The sequence below is a fragment of the Streptomyces sp. NBC_00234 genome, assembly GCF_036195325.1.
GTDB lineage: Bacteria > Actinomycetota > Actinomycetes > Streptomycetales > Streptomycetaceae > Streptomyces.
Genome location: NZ_CP108101.1, coordinates 6753374 through 6770503, shown reverse-complemented (window position 1 = coordinate 6770503; position 17130 = coordinate 6753374). Strand labels below are relative to the sequence as shown.

Genomic DNA, 17130 nt, shown 5'->3' with positions numbered 1-17130 from the left:
GGGGATCGGCTGGTGCGTTCAGAGCGTGCGGCGCACACCGGCGTGGCGTTCCAGATTGCGGAGCTGGACGGCGAGGTCGCCCTCGACGGCGGTCTGGGCGGGGCCGCTGCGGCCGATGGGCAGCACCTCTTCACTGCGCATGTCCTCCAGCATCAGGGCGAACGCTGCGTACATCGCGACGAGCGCCACCAGGAGGCCGAGGGCGCCGGACGTGTGCGTGAGCCATTCGGCGCCGGTCAGCCCCGACAGTCCGGTGGCCGCCCAGCGGGGCAGGGACACCACGAGGACGAGCCACAGCGCGCGCTTGGACCGCGTCACGGAGGCCATCAGCGCTCCGAAGCAGAGGAACGCCAGGTTGAAGACGCCCAGCACGGGCAGACCTTCGGGCACGCCGCTGAACATGACGAGCGCGTAGGCCAGCCAGCTGCCGGCGAACGTGCCCATGAGCGTCGCCGCGATCACGTCCCGGGCCCCGAAGGCCAGGATGCTCACCAGGAACTGCAGGGCGAAGGCAGGCAGCACGCACAGGGCGACTGCCTTTCGGGCCTCGGTCTCGAAGAGCCCGAGCTGCAGGCACCCGGTCATCACGGAGGCGATCGACACCGTGAAGAAGCCCAGCGGCATGGGTGAGGCGATGGGGCGCAGGACGATCCGGGTCATCGACCGGAGGTCCGGTTCGAAGCGGCGCCCCGGGGATGTGTCCGGCCGGTCGCCGGCCGCGTCGGCGCCGGCAGCGGAGACGGAAGCGTTACTCATCTGGTGAATCCCTCGTTCAGTGGTCGAAGCAGGGGTCGTAGAACGACGGGGGCGTTTGGGGGCCGGAGCCACGTGCGAATCGCCACTGGCGGTGCTGCTCGGACTCGGCGACGGCCTCGGCCACGAGTGACGCCTGACGAGCACCGCCCTGGTAGCCGCCGAAGTGGACCACGGGGCTCCACGTCGGATTGACCGGCGGGAGCGACTCGTCGAGCCCTTCGTACTCCGCGCTCGCGTAGACGATGCGGCCACCGACGACGGTGAACACCGATTCAATGTCGGGGATTGCCGTGACCGGCACGGTGAGGTAGTCGTCGGACAGGACCGCGAGGTCGGCGTAACAGCCTTCCCGCAGGACTCCCTTGACGTCCTGCTCCCCGGTGAGCTGTGCGCCGCCGCGGGTGTAAAGACCGAGGGCGGTCTCCCTGCTGATCAGGTTCTCGGCCGGGTAGAGCGCCGTGCCGCCGACCGTGCGCCCGGTCACCAGCCAGTGGAGTGCGACCCAGGGGTTGTAGGAAGAGACGCGGGTGGCGTCGGTTCCGCCGGCCACGGTCAGGCCCCGGTCGAGCATCGCCCGGACCGGCGGGGTGTGGGCGGCTGCCTCGGCGCCGTAACGGTCGCGGAAGGCGATGCCCTGGAAGGACATGCGGTTCTGAATGGACAGGGCGCCGCCCAGGGCCGCGATCCGGTCCAGGCTGTCGGCCGAGACAGTCTCCGCGTGATCGAAGAGCCAGCGGTTGCCGCCCGGGAAGAGTCCTTCCGCCGCGAGCTTCTCGAAGACGGTCAGATCGCGGCGAATCGTCTCGTCATAGGTCGCGTGGAGCCGGAAACCCCAGCCGTTCTCCATCAGCAGCCGGACGGCCTGCTCGAACTCTGCCTCGTATCCTGCCGCGAGGTCGGGCCGGGGTTCGGAGAAGTTCTCGAAGTCGGCGGCGGCCCAGGTCAGGTTCTCTCCCGCGCCGTTCAGCCGGAGCCACTCGTCCCCGTCCTCGGGCTTCACCATCTCGGTCCAGCGCTGCAGGTCGGCGAGTTCCTGACCGGCTGTCTGCGGGAACAGGTGATAGGCGATACGCAGGGAGAGCTCGCCCGACCGGGCGAGGTCGATGACCGTGGCGTAGTTGTCGGGGAAGTTCTGGAACCCGCCGGCGGCATCGACCGCGGAGGTCAGGCCGAAGCGGTTGAGCTCGCGCAGGAAGTGTCGCGTCGACGTCCGCTTGTCGGCCTCGTCGAGAACCGGTGCCTTGGCCAGGGTCGAGTACAGGATGAGGGCGCTCGGCGCCGCGAGGAGGACTCCGTTGGGTTCGCCGTTCCGGCCTCGTACGATCTGTCCACCGCGCGGGTCGGGGGTGTCCCGGGTGAATCCGGCGGCCTTCACCGCGGCCCGGTTCATGAGGGCCGACTGGTACAGGTGCAGGACGAATACCGGGGTGTCGGGGGCGGCGGCGTTCAGCTCGGCGACGGTGGGCATCCTGCGCTCGGCGAACTGTTCGGCGGTCCAGCCGCCGACGACCCGGATCCACTGCCCCTTGGGGGTGCGACCGGCCTGCTCGCGCAGCATGGCGAGGGCCTGCCGGAGGCTGCGCACCCCGTCCCAGCGCAGTTCCAGGACGTAGTTCAGGCCGCCCCTGATGACGTGCAGGTGCGAGTCGTTGAGGCCGGGGATCACCCGGCGCCCGAGAGCGTCGACGACCCTGGTTCCCGGGCCGACGAGGGGGGCGAGGTCGTGGTCGTCGCCGAGGGCCGCGATGCGGCCGTCGCGGATCGCGACGGCGCGTGCCTCGGGGCGGTCGGGGTCACCGGTGAACACCTTCGCGTTGCGGACGACAAGGTCGGCCTGCGGGTGTTCCTGCCGCGGGCCGGGCACGAGGCCCGCCACGGGCATGCTCGTCGCCGGCCCGGTCACGCCAGGGCCTTGCGCAGGGCGCCGATCGCGACACCGATGGCGAGTTCCGCAGCCTGCGTCTCGCGCAGCGCGTTCAGCATCACGAAGTCGTGGATGGCCCCCTGTGCGCGAAGGGCGGTGACGGGGACTCCGGCTGCGCGGAGCTTCGCCGCGTACGCCTCGCCCTCGTCGCGCAGGACGTCTGCCTCACCGGTGATGACCAGGGCGGGAGGCAGGCCGGTGAGCTGTTCGGTGGTGGCGCGCAGCGGTGAGGCAGTGATCTGGGCGCGCTCGGCCTCGTCGGTCGTGTACTGGTCCCAGAACCACTTCATGCCGTCGCGGCGCAGGAAGTAGCCTTCGGCGAACCGGTGGTACGAGTCGGTGTCGAAGCTCGCGTCGGTGACCGGGTAGAAGAGGACCTGGTGGGCGAGGCGGACGTCGCCCCGCTGCTTGGCCATGATGGTGAGGGCGGCGGTCATGTTGCCGCCGACCGAGTCGCCGGCGACGGCGATCCGGGTGCCGTCGAGATCCTTGTTGTGTCCCTCGCGGGCGATCCACTGGGCGACGCTGTAGTTCTGCTCGATGGCGACGGGGTAACGAGCCGCCGGCGAGAGGTCGTACTCGGGGAAGACCACGGCCGCCCCGGTGCCGATGGAGAGTTCACGGACCAGCCTGTCGTGGGTGTGGGCGTTACCGAAGACCCAGCCCGCGCCGTGGATGTAGAGGATGACGGGGAGCAGGCCGGTGGCACCGCGCGGGCGGACGATCCGGGCGCGGACGTCGCCGGTCGGACCGCCTTGGACGTTGATCCATTCTTCGTCGACGGCGGGCAGCGGGACGCCTTCACCGCTCTGGACGTCGTCGACGGCCTTGCGGCCGTCCGCAACGGGAATCTCGTAGAGGAACGGCGGCTGGGCGGTCGCATCGGCGAACGCCTGGGCGGCGGGTTCGAGGGTCGGTCGGTTCGGCATGAGGGGTTCTCTTTCGGAGGGTGTGCGGAATGGGGCGGATGCTCGGCGGGTGCCGCGCGCGGCGGCGAGGATCGCGTCGGTGACCACGGTCGGCCGGGAGACGGCCGCGGCGTGCGACGCGTCCTCCGTCAGCCGCGCACCAGGGGCGTATCCACCAGGTGCTCGGACAGGAACCACACCTGCGCCTCGCCGGTGCGGATGACATCGGAGACGAGCAGATCGGTACTGCCCTCGTCGCCCTCTGCCGAGATCCGGGCGGCGGCGTCCCGCGCGTCGATGAGGATCCGCTCGTGCGCGTCGAGGAGCCGCGACAGCATGACGGGCACCTGCTCCACGCCGTCCGGCGGCCGGGGAATGGCCGTCAGCTCCGCGACGTGGCGCGGGTCTGCGACCGCGACGCCGCCGAGGCTCTGGATCCGCTCGGCCAGGCCGTCCACGATGGCCAGTTGGGCCTCCGCGTGCTTGTCGAGCATGAGGTGGAGCGAGTAGAAGGTTGCCCCACGCATGAGCCAGTGGTGCTTCTTGTAGAGGGAGTACAGGATCTGCGTGTCGGCGAGTACGCGGTTCAGCCGCTGACAGGCGTACATGCGGGTGTCGTGGCCGAGGCCGATCGGCAGCTGCTTGAGTGTGCCGAACGCCTGGGTTTCGGCGCCCTTCTGGTGCAGCAGCGGCTGGCCGCCACCGCGCGAGGGTGTGGTGGCGGGCGCGGTGATCGCGGTTTCCATGAGGGGCTCCTGGTCGGATGGTGGAAGGCCCGGCCGCCCGGTACGGGGGGCCACGGGTCGGCCGGGCCGGTCTGTGTCGCTCGCGCTCAGCGGCCGTCGTGGACGGCGCCCTGCGGCGCCGTCGGGGCCGGCCGGTGCAGTACGAGCCGGGTGAGCAGCCCGCTGCCGAGCCCCGCCACGAGAGCGAGGGCCCCCCACCACAGTGGGTACGGCGTGAGGCCGAGAACCGCATCGAGCGACCAACTGCCTGGTCCGGTGGCTGCGAGAGCGGCGGCGGTGCCGATGAGGACGAGCGGGTACTCGTACCCGTCGTTCTGAACCCAGAGGCCGTTGTGCCATTTCACGGTGAGAGCAACCGTCATGACTCCCATGACACCCGTCGCCGCGAGCGGGGTCAGAAGGCCGCCGGCGAGCAGCAGACCCGATCCGATCTGGCCACCGCCCGCCGCCAGTGCGGTGAAGGCTCCACCGCGGAAACCGTCCGCGCGGAACTCCTCCGTACCGCCTTCGAGCCCCCTGCCTCCCAGGTGTGAGCTGATCTTCTGCACCCCATGGCCGGCGACGAGCAGGCCCACCAGCAGACGCAGAATCAGAACGCCGGTGTCCAAGGAGGTCAGCCCGCCGCGTGCGCGCCGATGACGCTCTGCGCGTACACGACACCCAGGCCGTACGCGCCTCCGTGGGCCTTGACGATCTCCATGACCGCGCCGTACGTCTCCTGACGCGCCCAGTCACGCTGCAGCTCGAGCAGCACCTGCACCCAGGTCACCGGCACCGCGCCGGCGGCGATCATCCGCTGCAGCGCGTGCTCGTGGGCAGCCGGGCTGACGCCGCCGGAAGCGTCGGAGACCACGTACACCTCGTACCCCTGCTCCAGCGCGGACAGCGCGGGCAGCACCAGGCAGACCTCGGTCCACAGACCCGACAGAATGATCTTCTTGCGCCCGGTCGCCTTGACCGCCGCCACAAGCGCCTCGTCCTCCCAGGCGTTCATGGACGTGCGGTCGATGACCTCGTTCTTGGGAAACACCTCGGCGAGCTGCGGCAGCAGGGGCCCGGAGAACGACTCGGCGGCGACCGTGGTCAGGACGGCCGGCACATCGAACGCCTGGGCCGCCTTGGCAAGACCCACGGTGCTGTTGATGATCGCGGCGCGGTCGCCGCTCCCGGTGCCGAAGAACATCTGCGGCTGGTGGTCCACGAAAAGCATGACCGCGTTGTCGGGCGTGAGCAGGTCCTTGCTGGGGGCAGCCTGCACCTTGTTGATGTCGAACATGAGGGGTCCTTTCACAACAGTCGGATGAGCGCCCGCCTCGTTCCCTCGGCTGGGGCACACACCAAAAGCTATGACCGGCCCGACCGGCCGACTTTTCTCCCTGCGCCCAGGAGCTGGCACGACAGTGCACGACCTGGCCGGTGCCGGGACCACCGTCCGCTCCCGGGTGATGCCACGTGCGCTTTCGCCCACCGATCGCCGCCCGCCTCGACATGATCGATATCGAGTTCAATCTCTTCAGGCGCACTCCGAACACCCACCGGGTCCGCGCCGACGACCCGGTGCGGAGGTCGTCGGCCGCGAGGGACCCGGTCAGCCGATGAAGGACTCGGGGCCGAATCGTCCCCACACCACGAAAGCGGCCAGGACGGCATAGACCAGGTCCAGCACCATGAGCTTGGTCTCGTGGCGCCGGAACCGTGTGATCGCCGCGCCCACCATGATCAGCACCAGGCCGAGGGCGGCGAGCGGCACCAGCACCGGCGCGATGTCGAGCACGGCGGGCAGGATCAGACCCGCCGCGGCCAGGACTTCGACGGCCCCGATGGCCTTGACGCCGCCGGCGCTGAAGTCCTCGACCCATCCCGCGCTGGGTCCACCGGCGGCTATCTTCTCCTTCGGCATGATCACCTTGAGGCCGCCGCCGACCAGGTAGACGACGGCGAGAAGTGCGGTAACGATCCACAGAGCGAGGTTCATGGGGTGCGTCCTTGCCTAGGTGTAGGGGCAGATCCTGCGGCGCGGCCGGGCTGCCCGACGGTCGTCCGTGCCGGCTGGGCAGCAGTCCTGCTGTGCCGTTGTTCGCTGTCGTCCCTCTAGGACAGGACACCCCCGCATGCTGTGACAGCGGCGCGTGTGACGTGCGTCTCTCCACCGAGGTTCCGACAAGGCGGAGGACCGGGCCGGGCGCCTCGGATACCCTGCTGAAGGTCGTGTGGATCTTGGAACGAGCAGGCGTGGCGACACGCTCGACCGGGCTCCGCAGCAAGCGAGTCGAGGGGGTTCCGTGCCGGGATCGACGGACGTGCAGGACGAGGCCGGCTACCGGCCCCTGCTGTTCTCCATCGCCTACGGGATGACCGGATCGGTGGCCGACGCCGAGGACATCGTGCAGGACGCGTTCCTCGGCCTGACCCGGGCGCACCGGGCCGGTACGGCGATCGCCGCGCCGAAGGCGTACCTGACCACGGCGGTGACGAGGCTGGGGATCAACTACCTCGGTTCGGCGCGGGTACGGCGGGAGACCTACACGGGGAACTGGCTGCCCGAGCCGGTCGTCGTGACCACCGACCGGCCGGGGCCGGCCGAGCACGCCGAGCTGGCCGACTCGCTGTCGATGGCATTCCTCGTCCTGCTGGAGGCCCTGTCCCCGGTGGAGCGGGCGGTGTTCGTGCTGCGCGAGGTGTTCGGGTACGGCTATCCGGACGTGGCGAGGACCACCGGGAAGTCCGAAGCGAACTGCCGGCAGATCTTCGCCCGGGCCAGAAAGCGCGTCGCCGCCGGAGGGCCGGGGGGCGAGGGCCCACGGCCTCCGGCGCGACGGGCGGAGGGTGCGGAGCTCGCCCGCACCTTCTTCGAGACCGCCCAGGGCGGCGACATGGCCGCGCTGCTCGGCATGCTCGCACCCGACGTGGTGTTCCACGGGGACGGCGGCGGCAAGGCGCGCGCCACCAGGAACCCCGTGACCGAACCGCAGCGCGTCGGGCAGCTGCTCATCGGCGGGCTCCGCCGGGTCCGGCTGCTCGGTGCGACCCTCCGGCCGGCCTCGGTCAACGGTCGGCCGGGCGCCGTGACGTACGACGCCGAAGGGCGGGTGGCCGGCGTGGTCGAGCTCGACATCGTCGACGGCAGGATCAGGGCGATCCACTCCGTGTCCAACCCCGACAAGCTCGGCCACCTCGGTCCGGTGTCCGACATGGCGCGCCTGCCGGAGAAGTAGTCCGCCGTCACCTCTGCCGCCGGTGCGGACCGATTCACCGCACCGTCCGATCCACGAACCAGGAGTACCGCATGGGTTTCGACGGCCGCCGCGTGGTCATCACCGCTGCCGGACGCGATTTCGGACGCACTCTGGCCGTCCGTCTCGCGGAGCTCGGCGCCGAGGTCTTCCTCTCCGCGCGCACGCTCGCCGCCGCGGAACGGGTCCGTGACGAGATTCGCGGCCTGGGGCACGAGCGGGTCCACGCCTTCGCCTGCGACCTGACGGACCCCGCCTCGATCCGGGACTTCGCCGCCGGTGTCGCCCGGCAGACCGACCGGATCGACGTACTGATCAACAACGGCTCCCGCTACCTCCACGGCCCGGACCTGCTGTCCGCCTCCGACGCCGACGTCGTCGACACCCTGGCATCCGGCGCCACCGGCACCGTCCTGACCGTGAAGAACTTCCTCCCCCTTCTGCTCAACTCGGAGCAGCCCGACGTGGTGACCATGGTCTCCGCCTGCGGGACGGGGGGTCATCACCGCTCCGACGCGCACGACGCCTTCTACGCGGCCAAGAGCGCCCAGGCGGGATTCACCGAGATCCTCTCCAAGCGCCTGCGGCCCCAGGGAGTCCGGGTGATCTCCCTCTACCCGCCCGACTTCGACAACCCCGACCCGCTCTCCGAGGAGTGGGAGACCACTCCTCGCGAGGCCGGGAGCGCCCTCACCGCGCAGTCCCTGGTGGAGTGCGTCCTGTTCGCCGTCGCCCAGCCCCGTGACTGCTTCATCAAGGCGTTCCATTTCGAGCAGGTCTGATCGACTGCGGGCACCCCGGCCGAAGCCGACGACCGCGGCCCCGGCCGGTCCCGCGGAGGCCGAACCGCGAGCACAAGCACCGCAGTTCGTCAGGAACGGCGCAGTACCGCTCCGCCCGCGTACCGCGCCGAGGCACCCAGCTCCTCCTCGATCCTGATGAGTTGGTTGTACTTCGCCGTACGGTCCGAGCGGGACAGTGATCCGGTCTTGATCTGGCCACAGCCCGTCGCGACCGCCAGGTCCGCGATGGTGGTGTCCTCCGTCTCGCCGGAGCGGTGCGACATCACGACGGTCCAGCCCGCACGGTGCGCGGTGGCGACCGTGGCGAGGGCTTCGGTCAGGGTGCCGATCTGGTTGACCTTGACCAGGACGGAGTTGCCGACGCCGGTGCGGATGCCCTCGCGCAGCAGCCCCTCGTTGGTGCAGAAGACGTCGTCGCCGGTGAGCTGGCAGCGGTCGCCGACGCGGGCGGTCAGCTCCCGCCAGCCGTCCAGGTCGTCCTCGGCCATCGGGTCCTCGATGGAGACGATCGGGTACGCGTCGACCAGCTTGGTCAGGTACGCGGCGTGTTCGGAGGGCGTGCGGCGCACACCCTCGCCGGCGTACACGTACGTACCGTCCCGGAAGAACTCCGACGAGGCGGGATCCATGACCAGTCCGATGTCCGTGCCGGGCCGGTACCCGGTGCGGTCGATGGCTGCCATGACGAAGTCGAGGGCCTCCTCCGCGGTGCGCAGCGCGGGCGCGAACCCGCCCTCGTCACCGACGCCCGTGGCGTGCCCGGCGGACAGCAGGTCACGACGGAGCGTGTGGAAGATCTCCGAACCCATGCGGACGGCTTCCGCGAAGGTCCCCGCGCCCACCGGAGCGATCATGAACTCCTGGAAGTCCAGCGGGTTGTCGGCGTGTGCGCCGCCGTTGACGATGTTCATCATCGGCAGCGGGAGAAGTCGGGCGTCGACGCCGCCGAGGTATCGGTAGAGCGGCTGACGGTGGGCCGCCGCGGCGGCCTTGGCGGCGGCGAGGGAGACGCCGAGAAGTGCGTTGGCACCGAGGCGGGACTTGTCCGCCGTGCCGTCGAGGGCGACCAGTGCGGCATCGAGGCCCGCCTGATCGTCGGCGTCACGCCCCATGACCGCCGACGCGATCTCGCCGTTGACGTGGGCGACCGCACGGTCGACACCCTTGCCGTGCCAGCGCCCGGGGTCCCCGTCACGCAACTCCACGGCTTCCCGTGCGCCGGTCGAGGCGCCGGACGGGACTGCGGCGCGGCCGAGGGACCCGTCGACGAGGAGGACATCGGCCTCGACGGTGGGGTTCCCCCGGCTGTCGAGGACCCTGCGGGCGGTGACGGACTGGATGGCGGTGGGCTCAACTGCCTTGAACACCATGGGAGTTCCTTCCCGTTGCTGCATGCCGCGGCCCTGCTGCGACAACGCTGGCGCGCGCCGCGACACCGCCGACTCTACAGCAATGCTGTTCAGTTCAGCTGTTCAGTTTGGCTGCACAGTTCAGCTGCGCAGACAGGGCGCCCAGCCTCGTCGGTGATCACCGGTTAAAGTGCCCTATGCCCACCCCGGAACCCGCCGCCGTCGCCACCGAACTGCGTACCGCCATGGGCAAGCTCTCGCGGCGCGTGAAGCACGAGGACCGGATCCCGCACGGCCAGGTCTCGGTGCTCGGCACCCTTGACCGGGACGGGGCCATGACCACCAGCGATCTCGCCGCGGACCAGCGCGTACGGCCCCAGTCCATGGCCCGTGCGGTCGGGCTTCTCATGGAACAGGGCCTTGTCGTCCGCCGGGCGCATCCCACGGACGGCCGCAAGACCCTGGTCGAGCTCTCACCCGCGGGACGGACCGCTCTCGACGCGGAGCGTGGACGCAGGGCCGGCTGGCTCGCACAGGTCATCGAGAGCGAGCTCACCGGCGAGGAACGGGATGTACTGGCGCGCAGCGCCGCCCTGATGGAGCGGCTCGCCGCCCGCTAGCGCTGTGACCGCACAGGTTCGCTGGGTTGGTCGTCGTGGCGGTTGGATGTGCGGTGACGTCCGATCCGACCGCTGGAGGCGCGGTGGCCGAGCCTGTCCGTGTGCGCAGACTGACCGACCAGGAGGGGCAGCGGCTGCAGCAGATCGTGCGCCGGGGCAGCACCAACGCGGTGCGCTATCGGCGCGCGATGATGCTGCTGGCCTCGGCCGGCGGGAATCGGGTGCCGGTGATCGCCCAGCTGGTGGCGGCCGACGAGGACACCGTGCGCGATGTGATCCACCGGTTCAACGAGATCGGCCTGGCCTGCCTGGACCCTCGGTGGGCGGGAGGCCGTCCCCGCCCGCTCAGCGATGACGACGAGGACTTCGTCGTCCAGACGGCCACCACCCGCCCCATCAAGCTCGGCCAGCCCTTCACTCGCTGGTCGCTACACAAACTCGTCGCCTACCTGCGCACAGTCCACGGCCGAGTGATCCGTATCGGCCGCGAGGCGTTACGCGGCCTGCCCGCCCGCCGTGGAGTCACCTTCCAGCGCACCAAGACCTGGAAGGAATCCACCGACCCCGACCGCGAGGCGAAGCTGGACCGGATCGAGCACGTCCTGGACCGTTTCCCCGACCGGGTCTTCGCGTTCGACGAGTTCGGCCCCACTCGGGATCCGGCCCACCGCAGGCTCGGGCTGGGCCGAACGGAAGCACTCCGACCGGTTGCCGGCCACCTACCACCGCACCCATGGAGTCCGGTACTTCCACGGCTGCTACTCGGTCGGCGACGACATGTTGTGGGGCGTCAACCGCCGCAAGAAAGGTGCCGCGAACACACGCTGGCCGCACTCAAGTCGATCCGCGCCGCCCGGCCCGACGGCGCCCCCATCTACGTGATCCTGGACAACCTGTCCGCCCACAAAGGCACCGACATCCGCCGCTGGGCTACAAAGCACAAGGTCGAGCTGTACTTCACCCCGACCTACGCCTCTTGGGCCAACCCCATCGAGGCCCACTTCGGACCGCTGAGGCAGTTCACCATCGCCAACTCCAACCACCCCAACCACACCGTGCAGGAACGAGCCCTGCACGCCTGTCTACGCTGGCGCAACGCCAACGCCCGCCACCGCGACGCCCTGGCCGCCGAACGCAAGGAACGCGCCCGCATACGAAGCGAGAAGGGCATCCGTCGGGGCGGACGCCCCCTCAACACCGCAGCCTGACCAACCGCGAACTTACACAGCCACAGCGCATCATCGGTCCGCTCGTGGCCAAGCGCGGACGACCGAAGCGTTGTGAAGATGATCTCGGCTGGGCAGACCCGGAGCCCCGAACGGGGCCGGTTCAGGAGAAGGACGGCGCCAGAGGAGAATGACTCAGGAGGCGGACGGCTCGATCTCCCCCGCGAAAACGATGACCTGGTCGATGAGGCTCCGCCGCAGATGGACGACGTCCGTTCCCGCCAGGCGGGGGCCTCCGTCCGGCGTCGTGAAGACCCACTGATACCGGGCCCACTCGTCCGGCATGTCCACCGCCGAACAGCGCACCATCGTGCCGGCCCCCGCCGGGTGGCGCCGGATGTCCAGCACGAACCGCTCGATCGCCTCGATCCCCTCACTGCGGCCCAACGGCCCCCAGAAGACCACGTCCGAGGTCAGGGCCTGGGAGAGCAGCGCAGTCACATAGCTGTCGTCCGAGGCGTTGAACGCGGAGATGAACGTGTCGATCGCGGACCGCGCGGTCTCTTCCTGCATGCACCAGTAATACCACTCGCCTCGCGGACCGCGCTCGTCCCGTGAGCCGTCTCCCGACCGCGGTGAACCATCCCGGTCACAGCGCTAGACACAACGGCCCACAGCACCACCCCGCCTCAACCGGCGGACACCGGGCACACCCAGAGCGTTGACATGTCCAGTGCAACTGGCGATGCTTTGAAGCGTTCTTCCATCGATGTAAATCCGCATCCGATGCATCCGGTCGGACGGCGTCATCCCTCCGTCGGTCGCGAACGCAGCGGAGGTCAACCAGGGAACGAGGCCATGAAGCTCTCCCGCTGTCTCTCCGCCACCGCCGTCTTCGCACTGTCCTGCGTCCTCGCCGCCGTGATGTCCCTGTCGTCCGCCGGGCCCGCCCGGGCGGGCCAGACCACCCTCCGGGCCGCGGATCCGAGCGTGATCCGGGTCGGTGGGACCTACGTCTCCGTGCAGTCGGCCGGCGGGGGCATCGCCGTACGGCAAGCCCCTTCGACGGATGCTCTCGCCGCGGCGCCCGCACGGCAGGTCTGGTCGGACACCCAGGACCGCGGCGAGGTCTGGGCTCCGGAGATCGTGCGGGACGGAGGCCGGTACTACATCTACTTCTCGGCGGGCCGCGGACCGGCCCACCGGATGTACGTCATCAGCTCCGCCACCCCGGACAGCGGGTACACCGCCGAGACGCAACTGGCCCTGCCGGACGGCAAGTGGGCCATCGACGGCACCCTGTTCACCTTCAACGGACAGCGCTGGTTCGTCTGGTCGGGCTGGGCCGGCGACACCAACATCGAGCAGAACCTCTACATCGCCCGGATGAGCGACCCCACCAGGCCGACGGGAGCGCGGTACGTCATCTCGCAGCCGCGGGAGAGCTGGGAACGGGTCGTCGGCAACCCGTTCATCAACGAGAGCCCCGAGGCCATCAAGGATCCGAACGGGCAGTTGCACATCGTCTACTCCGCCAACGGCAGCTGGAGCGACCAGTACTGCCTGGCCGACCTGCGTCTGCGGGCCGGCGGCGATCCGACGTACGTGTGGGACTGGTACAAGTCGAACGGCTGCCTGTTCGGCTCCAACCGGGCGACGATGATGTCCGGCTGGGACCCGACGCTGTACGTCAACGGCCCCGGCCACCACAGCTTCGTCCTCCTCGACGGCGACATCGCCACGAGCCCGCCCGCCGGGCCGAGGTTCCCCTCGATGTTCCACGCGGTTCCGAAGGGAACGCCGTACTCGTGGGCGAACCGGTACTGGTACACCGGCACGTTCGCCTGGTGGGGCGGGATCGCCTACAGCCGGGCCAACGTGCCCGGACCCACCACGGACACCGGCTGGAGCCTGAAGTTCTTCGAGTAGCGACGACAGGCGCCGCGTACGGCACGACCGCGTGAACGGTGCCCACCTCACGGACTCCCGCACGCCGCAGTGGCCGTCGGCCGTGCGGTACGCCGGGCTCCGCGCCCTGCCCCGCACGCCTGCCCCGCCCTGCCCTGGAGGAGTTCGATGCGTCGCGTCATCGCCTGCGTGGCGGCCTTGTTGGTGATGGTGGGAGGACCACTCCTCACCGACACCGCCTCCGCCGCCGTCGTTCCCAAGTCCCCACCCCTGAGCACCCCGTGGACCGGCCAGGTATCCACGACCAACCCTCTCCCGGAGTATCCGCGCCCCCAGATGACGCGGCAGGACTGGCAGTCGCTCAACGGGGAGTGGGAGTTCCTCAACCCGCCGACCGACAGTGCGGGCAACGTCAACCGCAACGCGGCACCGCCGGTCGGGCAGACCCTGCCCGAGCGCATCCTCGTGCCGTACCCGGTGGAATCGGCACTGTCCGGCATCATGCGCAACGACAACCGTGACCTGATGTTCTACAAGCGCACCTTCACCGTCCCGCAGAACTGGGCCGGCCGGCAGGTGCAGTTGCACTTCGGCGCCGTCGACTACGAGGCCACGGTCTGGGTCAACGGCACCCAGGTCACGACCCACCGGGGCGGCTACGACCGGTTCGAGGCCGACATCACGCCCCAGCTCAAGGGCGGCGCCAACGAACTGATCGTGCGCGTCTACGACCCGACGGACGGGCGTGGCGAGAAGCAGCCGCTCGGCAAGCAGGTGAACAGTCCCGGCGGCATCTTCTACACCCCCACCTCGGGCATCTGGCAGACCGTGTGGCTGGAGCCGACTCCCGCGTCGTCGGTCTACTCGGTCGACATCAGGGCGGACCTGGCCACCAGCACGGCACGGGTCCGTGTCTTCACCCGTGGCGGTGTGGCCGGCCACACCGTGCTGGCGGAGGCGATGTCAGGGACCCAGGTGGTGGGCAGCGCGACCGGCGGCTTCACCGAGTTCTCCGTCCCGGTGCCGAACGCCCGCCGCTGGTCCCCCGACGATCCGTTCCTCTACGACCTGCGCATCACCTTGCGCAACGCCTCCGGGGCCGCCGTCGATGTCGTCACCAGCTACTTCGGCATGCGCGAGATCGGTACGAGGAAGGTGGACGGGGTCATGCGCCCCACGCTGAACGGTGAGTTCGTCTTCCAGATAGGCACGCTCGACCAGGGCTTCTGGCCGGACGGCCTCTACACCGCGCCCACCGACGACGCGCTCGCCTTCGACCTCCAGAAGCACAAGGACCTCGGCTTCAACATGGTGCGCAAGCACATCAAGGTCGAACCCGCACGGTGGTACTACCACGCGGACCGGCTCGGGCTGCTGGTGTGGCAGGACATCCCGTCCACGCCCGCGTTCGACGCGAACCGCACTCCGGCCCAGACCGCCCAACTGGAGGCCGAGGCCCGCGAGATCGTCGACGAGCACCGGTTCTCCCCGGCCGTCGTCACCTACGTACCCTTCAACGAGGGCTGGGGCGAGTGGGACCTGGCCGCCACCCGGCGTATCACCACCGAGCTGAAGACCTACGACCCGACGCGGCTGATGAACGCGCACAGCGGCTACAACTGCTGTGCTTCCAAGGGCGATCCGGGCACCGGCGACATCATCGACTGGCACGTCTACACCGGCCCCGACGCGCCGCGGCCCTCGGACACCCGCATCTCCGTCCTCGGCGAGTTCGGCGGCGTCGGCCTGCGTACGCCCGGCCACGAGTACAGCCCCAACGGCCAGTTCTTCGCCTACGAACAGGTCACGGGCCGGGAGCAGTTGAACGACCGCTACACCGGCATGGTCCGTGACGTGCAGCAGCTCATGACCACCAAGGGCCTGTCCGCCTACGTCTACACCGAGATCACCGACGTGGAGGGCGAGTACAACGGTCTGCTCACCTACGACCGCCGCGTACAGAAGGTCGACACCGACCAGCTGCGCCAGGCCCACAGCGCGCTCGTCGCCGCGTCACGCAACCTCAACGCCGCCACCGGCCTCACCCTCGGGCACGCCCGGTCGTTCAGGGTGACCACGCCCGGCCACACCGATCGCTATCTGCGGCACGCGAACTCCACGGCCCGTACCGACGTGCTGAACTCCGCCTCCGGCGACGGCGCCCGCCAGGACGCCTCCTACCGCACCGTCGCCGGGCTGGCCGACCCGCGCTGCTCCTCGTTCGAGTCCGTCAACCACCCGGGCAGCTACCTGCGCCACGCCGACAGCCGGGTCCGCATCGACGCGAACACGGGCGGTTCGTTCGCCGCCGACGCCACCTGGTGCGGCCGAACCGGCCTCGCCGCGGGCGGCACGTCGTTCGAGTCGCTCAACCACCCCGGCCACTACCTGCGCCACTACGCCGACATCGTCTACCTCGCCCGCAGCGGCGGGTCCAACCCCTGGGACACCGCCGCGTCCTTCGCCGCCGACGCCACGTGGAACACGGGCGAGCCGGCCCTGTGGCGCAGCTCCGTGGTCCTTCCCACCGACGTACGCCGCTCGTTGCGCGTGACCACCTGGGGCCACACCACCCGCTATCTGCGGCACGCCGACAGCCTGGCCTTCACCGAGGTGGTCGACTCAGGCAGCAGCGCCCAGCTGAAACAGGACGCCACGTACACGGTACGGCGCGGGCTCGCCGACTCGTCCTGCTACTCGTTCGAGTCGGTGAACTATCCCGGCCAGTTCCTGCGGCACGCCGACAGCCGGGTGCGCAACTCCCCCGACGACGCCTCGGCCCTGTTCCGTCAGGACGCCACGTTCTGCGCCCGCCCGGGACTCGGCGGCACGGGCGTCACCTTCGAGTCGATCAACATTCCTGGCTCCTACCTCCGGCACTTCGATTCCGCCGTCCACATCGCCTCCGGAAGCGGCTCGGGCGGCTTCGACCGCCCGCAGACCCTGACCGCGGACAGCAGTTGGGCTCTCGCCACGCCGTGGGCGCCCTGATCACTCCTGGCCCTGCGCCCACCTGCTTCGGCGACGGCGAATCGTCAGCTGGTGGCGAGGAGGCCATCCACCAGGGCCCGGAGCCCGTCCAGGTAGGTGTCCTCGCCGGTCAGCGGTGCCCAGCGGTCCGCGATCTGTGCCAGCCGGGGCAGCTCACCGGGGTCGAGATTGCCGAAGACTTGATCCCGGTAGGTCCCTCGGTCATCGTCTGCGCGCCGCCGGGCCGCTGTCGCCCGGACCACGATCTCTCCAGCGGTGTAGTACCAGATCGCGCGGTAACCGTGCACGGCCCGCTCCGGGGACAGTCCGCATTCGACCAGGCCGTCGACGATCTGCTCGACGAACCACAGCGCTGACGTGGACATCAGGTCATCGGCGGTCAGCACTTCCACGATCCAGGGACAGGCGGCGAGCGCCTCGTGGATCGCGGCGGCGGCAACGACGATCCGCTCGCGGGGGTGGGCGGGCAGTTCGGGTCGGCGCAGCGCCTCCGCCGCGTAGTCGTCCAGCAGCAGGACGAGCAGTTCCTCCTTGTTGCGGACGTGGTGGTAGAGCGCCATCGGCGTACTGCCGACCTCCGTGGCCAGCCGCCGCATGGTCAGCCGACCCACGCCTTCCTCAGTCACGATCCGGCGGGCCGTCCCGATGACCTCCTCGCGGGAGATGCGGGGAGGTCGGCCAGGGGATTTGCGTGGTGCGGACGGCTGCGGCATGCCCCCATCATTC

At 69.9% G+C, this 17130-nt stretch carries 16 protein-coding genes and 1 pseudogene; 7 read left to right on the top strand and 10 right to left on the bottom strand.

Translation table 11 applies throughout. The features are described 5' to 3' along the window. Positions 1-18: 18 nt before the first annotated feature. From OG230_RS29740 to OG230_RS29710, 7 genes are all read right to left on the bottom strand, one after another. Positions 19-756 (bottom strand): acetate uptake transporter family protein, encoded by a 738-nt coding sequence (locus OG230_RS29740; protein ID WP_443051407.1) that lies wholly within the window; start codon positions 754-756, stop codon positions 19-21. 16 nt (positions 757-772) lie between these two features. Continuing rightward, on the bottom strand, positions 773-2638 hold the full coding sequence (locus OG230_RS29735; RefSeq protein WP_328911578.1) for an amidohydrolase: 1866 nt from the start codon (positions 2636-2638) through the stop codon (positions 773-775). Positions 2639-2655: 17 nt separating this feature from the next. Beyond that, entirely contained in the window at positions 2656-3609 is a 954-nt protein-coding gene (locus OG230_RS29730) for an alpha/beta hydrolase (protein ID WP_328906816.1), read from the bottom strand. Positions 3610-3737: 128 nt separating this feature from the next. Next, entirely contained in the window at positions 3738-4334 is a 597-nt protein-coding gene (locus tag OG230_RS29725; protein ID WP_328906815.1) for a Dps family protein, read from the bottom strand. A gap of 86 nt (positions 4335-4420) precedes the next feature. Next, a complete protein-coding gene (locus tag OG230_RS29720) occupies positions 4421-4942 on the bottom strand; it encodes a DoxX family protein (RefSeq protein WP_328906814.1) in 522 nt (173 codons plus the stop codon). A 5-nt stretch (positions 4943-4947) separates the two neighbouring features. Then, positions 4948-5610 carry a hydrolase gene (locus OG230_RS29715; protein ID WP_328906813.1) on the bottom strand — a complete coding sequence of 221 codons (663 nt, stop codon included), beginning with the start codon at positions 5608-5610 and terminating at the stop codon, positions 4948-4950. Between the two features lie 312 nt (positions 5611-5922). Continuing rightward, positions 5923-6309 carry a DoxX family protein gene (locus OG230_RS29710; RefSeq protein WP_328906812.1) on the bottom strand — a complete coding sequence of 129 codons (387 nt, stop codon included), beginning with the start codon at positions 6307-6309 and terminating at the stop codon, positions 5923-5925. 307 nt (positions 6310-6616) lie between these two features. Between OG230_RS29710 and sigJ the strand changes: the two genes are divergently transcribed. Both sigJ and OG230_RS29700 read left to right on the top strand, forming a co-directional pair. Next, positions 6617-7549: an RNA polymerase sigma factor SigJ gene (gene sigJ / locus OG230_RS29705; protein ID WP_328906811.1), complete on the top strand. Its 933-nt coding sequence runs from the start codon at positions 6617-6619 to the stop codon at positions 7547-7549. Positions 7550-7620: 71 nt separating this feature from the next. Continuing rightward, positions 7621-8349, top strand: coding sequence for an SDR family oxidoreductase (locus OG230_RS29700; RefSeq protein ID WP_328906810.1), 729 nt, complete (start codon positions 7621-7623; stop codon positions 8347-8349). A gap of 89 nt (positions 8350-8438) precedes the next feature. Here OG230_RS29700 and eno read toward each other — a convergent pair whose 3' ends face one another. After that, the gene (eno, locus tag OG230_RS29695) at positions 8439-9740 is read right to left on the bottom strand and encodes a phosphopyruvate hydratase (RefSeq protein ID WP_328906809.1); all 1302 of its coding nucleotides are present in this window, start codon (positions 9738-9740) and stop codon (positions 8439-8441) included. A 176-nt stretch (positions 9741-9916) separates the two neighbouring features. Between eno and OG230_RS29690 the strand changes: the two genes are divergently transcribed. Both OG230_RS29690 and OG230_RS29685 read left to right on the top strand, forming a co-directional pair. Continuing rightward, positions 9917-10339 (top strand): MarR family winged helix-turn-helix transcriptional regulator, encoded by a 423-nt coding sequence (locus OG230_RS29690; protein WP_328906808.1) that lies wholly within the window; start codon positions 9917-9919, stop codon positions 10337-10339. 101 nt (positions 10340-10440) lie between these two features. After that, a complete protein-coding gene (locus OG230_RS29685; RefSeq protein ID WP_328906807.1) occupies positions 10441-11547 on the top strand; it encodes an IS630 family transposase in 1107 nt (368 codons plus the stop codon). A 153-nt stretch (positions 11548-11700) separates the two neighbouring features. On the opposite strand, the gene OG230_RS29680 is transcribed toward OG230_RS29685, so the two are convergent. Next, entirely contained in the window at positions 11701-12078 is a 378-nt protein-coding gene (locus tag OG230_RS29680; RefSeq protein ID WP_328906806.1) for a nuclear transport factor 2 family protein, read from the bottom strand. A gap of 285 nt (positions 12079-12363) precedes the next feature. Between OG230_RS29680 and OG230_RS29675 the strand changes: the two genes are divergently transcribed. From OG230_RS29675 to OG230_RS36425, 3 genes and pseudogenes are all read left to right on the top strand, one after another. Further along, positions 12364-13434 (top strand): glycoside hydrolase family 43 protein, encoded by a 1071-nt coding sequence (locus OG230_RS29675; protein WP_328906805.1) that lies wholly within the window; start codon positions 12364-12366, stop codon positions 13432-13434. A 147-nt stretch (positions 13435-13581) separates the two neighbouring features. Beyond that, positions 13582-15909 (top strand): annotated as a pseudogene (locus OG230_RS29670) (AbfB domain-containing protein); the annotation flags it as partial. 18 nt (positions 15910-15927) lie between these two features. Beyond that, positions 15928-16404 (top strand): AbfB domain-containing protein, encoded by a 477-nt coding sequence (locus tag OG230_RS36425; protein ID WP_443051606.1) that lies wholly within the window; start codon positions 15928-15930, stop codon positions 16402-16404. Between the two features lie 44 nt (positions 16405-16448). Here OG230_RS36425 and OG230_RS29665 read toward each other — a convergent pair whose 3' ends face one another. After that, entirely contained in the window at positions 16449-17117 is a 669-nt protein-coding gene (locus OG230_RS29665; RefSeq protein WP_328906803.1) for a TetR/AcrR family transcriptional regulator, read from the bottom strand. Positions 17118-17130 lie beyond the last annotated feature (13 nt).

What these genes read in the sequence shown, in the direction of transcription:
- OG230_RS29710 (WP_328906812.1), bottom strand. Translation starts at nt 6,309, where the DNA reads ATGAACCTCGCTCTGTGGATCGTTACCGCACTTCTCGCCGTCGTCTAC.
- OG230_RS29665 (WP_328906803.1), bottom strand. Translation starts at nt 17,117, where the DNA reads ATGCCGCAGCCGTCCGCACCACGCAAATCCCCTGGCCGACCTCCCCGC.
- OG230_RS29675 (WP_328906805.1), top strand. Translation starts at nt 12,364, where the DNA reads ATGAAGCTCTCCCGCTGTCTCTCCGCCACCGCCGTCTTCGCACTGTCC.
- OG230_RS29730 (WP_328906816.1), bottom strand. Translation starts at nt 3,609, where the DNA reads ATGCCGAACCGACCGACCCTCGAACCCGCCGCCCAGGCGTTCGCCGAT.
- OG230_RS29735 (WP_328911578.1), bottom strand. Translation starts at nt 2,638, where the DNA reads ATGCCCGTGGCGGGCCTCGTGCCCGGCCCGCGGCAGGAACACCCGCAG.
- OG230_RS29700 (WP_328906810.1), top strand. Translation starts at nt 7,621, where the DNA reads ATGGGTTTCGACGGCCGCCGCGTGGTCATCACCGCTGCCGGACGCGAT.
- eno (WP_328906809.1), bottom strand. Translation starts at nt 9,740, where the DNA reads ATGGTGTTCAAGGCAGTTGAGCCCACCGCCATCCAGTCCGTCACCGCC.
- OG230_RS29740 (WP_443051407.1), bottom strand. Translation starts at nt 756, where the DNA reads ATGAGTAACGCTTCCGTCTCCGCTGCCGGCGCCGACGCGGCCGGCGAC.
- OG230_RS29690 (WP_328906808.1), top strand. Translation starts at nt 9,917, where the DNA reads ATGCCCACCCCGGAACCCGCCGCCGTCGCCACCGAACTGCGTACCGCC.
- OG230_RS29725 (WP_328906815.1), bottom strand. Translation starts at nt 4,334, where the DNA reads ATGGAAACCGCGATCACCGCGCCCGCCACCACACCCTCGCGCGGTGGC.
- OG230_RS29680 (WP_328906806.1), bottom strand. Translation starts at nt 12,078, where the DNA reads ATGCAGGAAGAGACCGCGCGGTCCGCGATCGACACGTTCATCTCCGCG.
- OG230_RS29715 (WP_328906813.1), bottom strand. Translation starts at nt 5,610, where the DNA reads ATGTTCGACATCAACAAGGTGCAGGCTGCCCCCAGCAAGGACCTGCTC.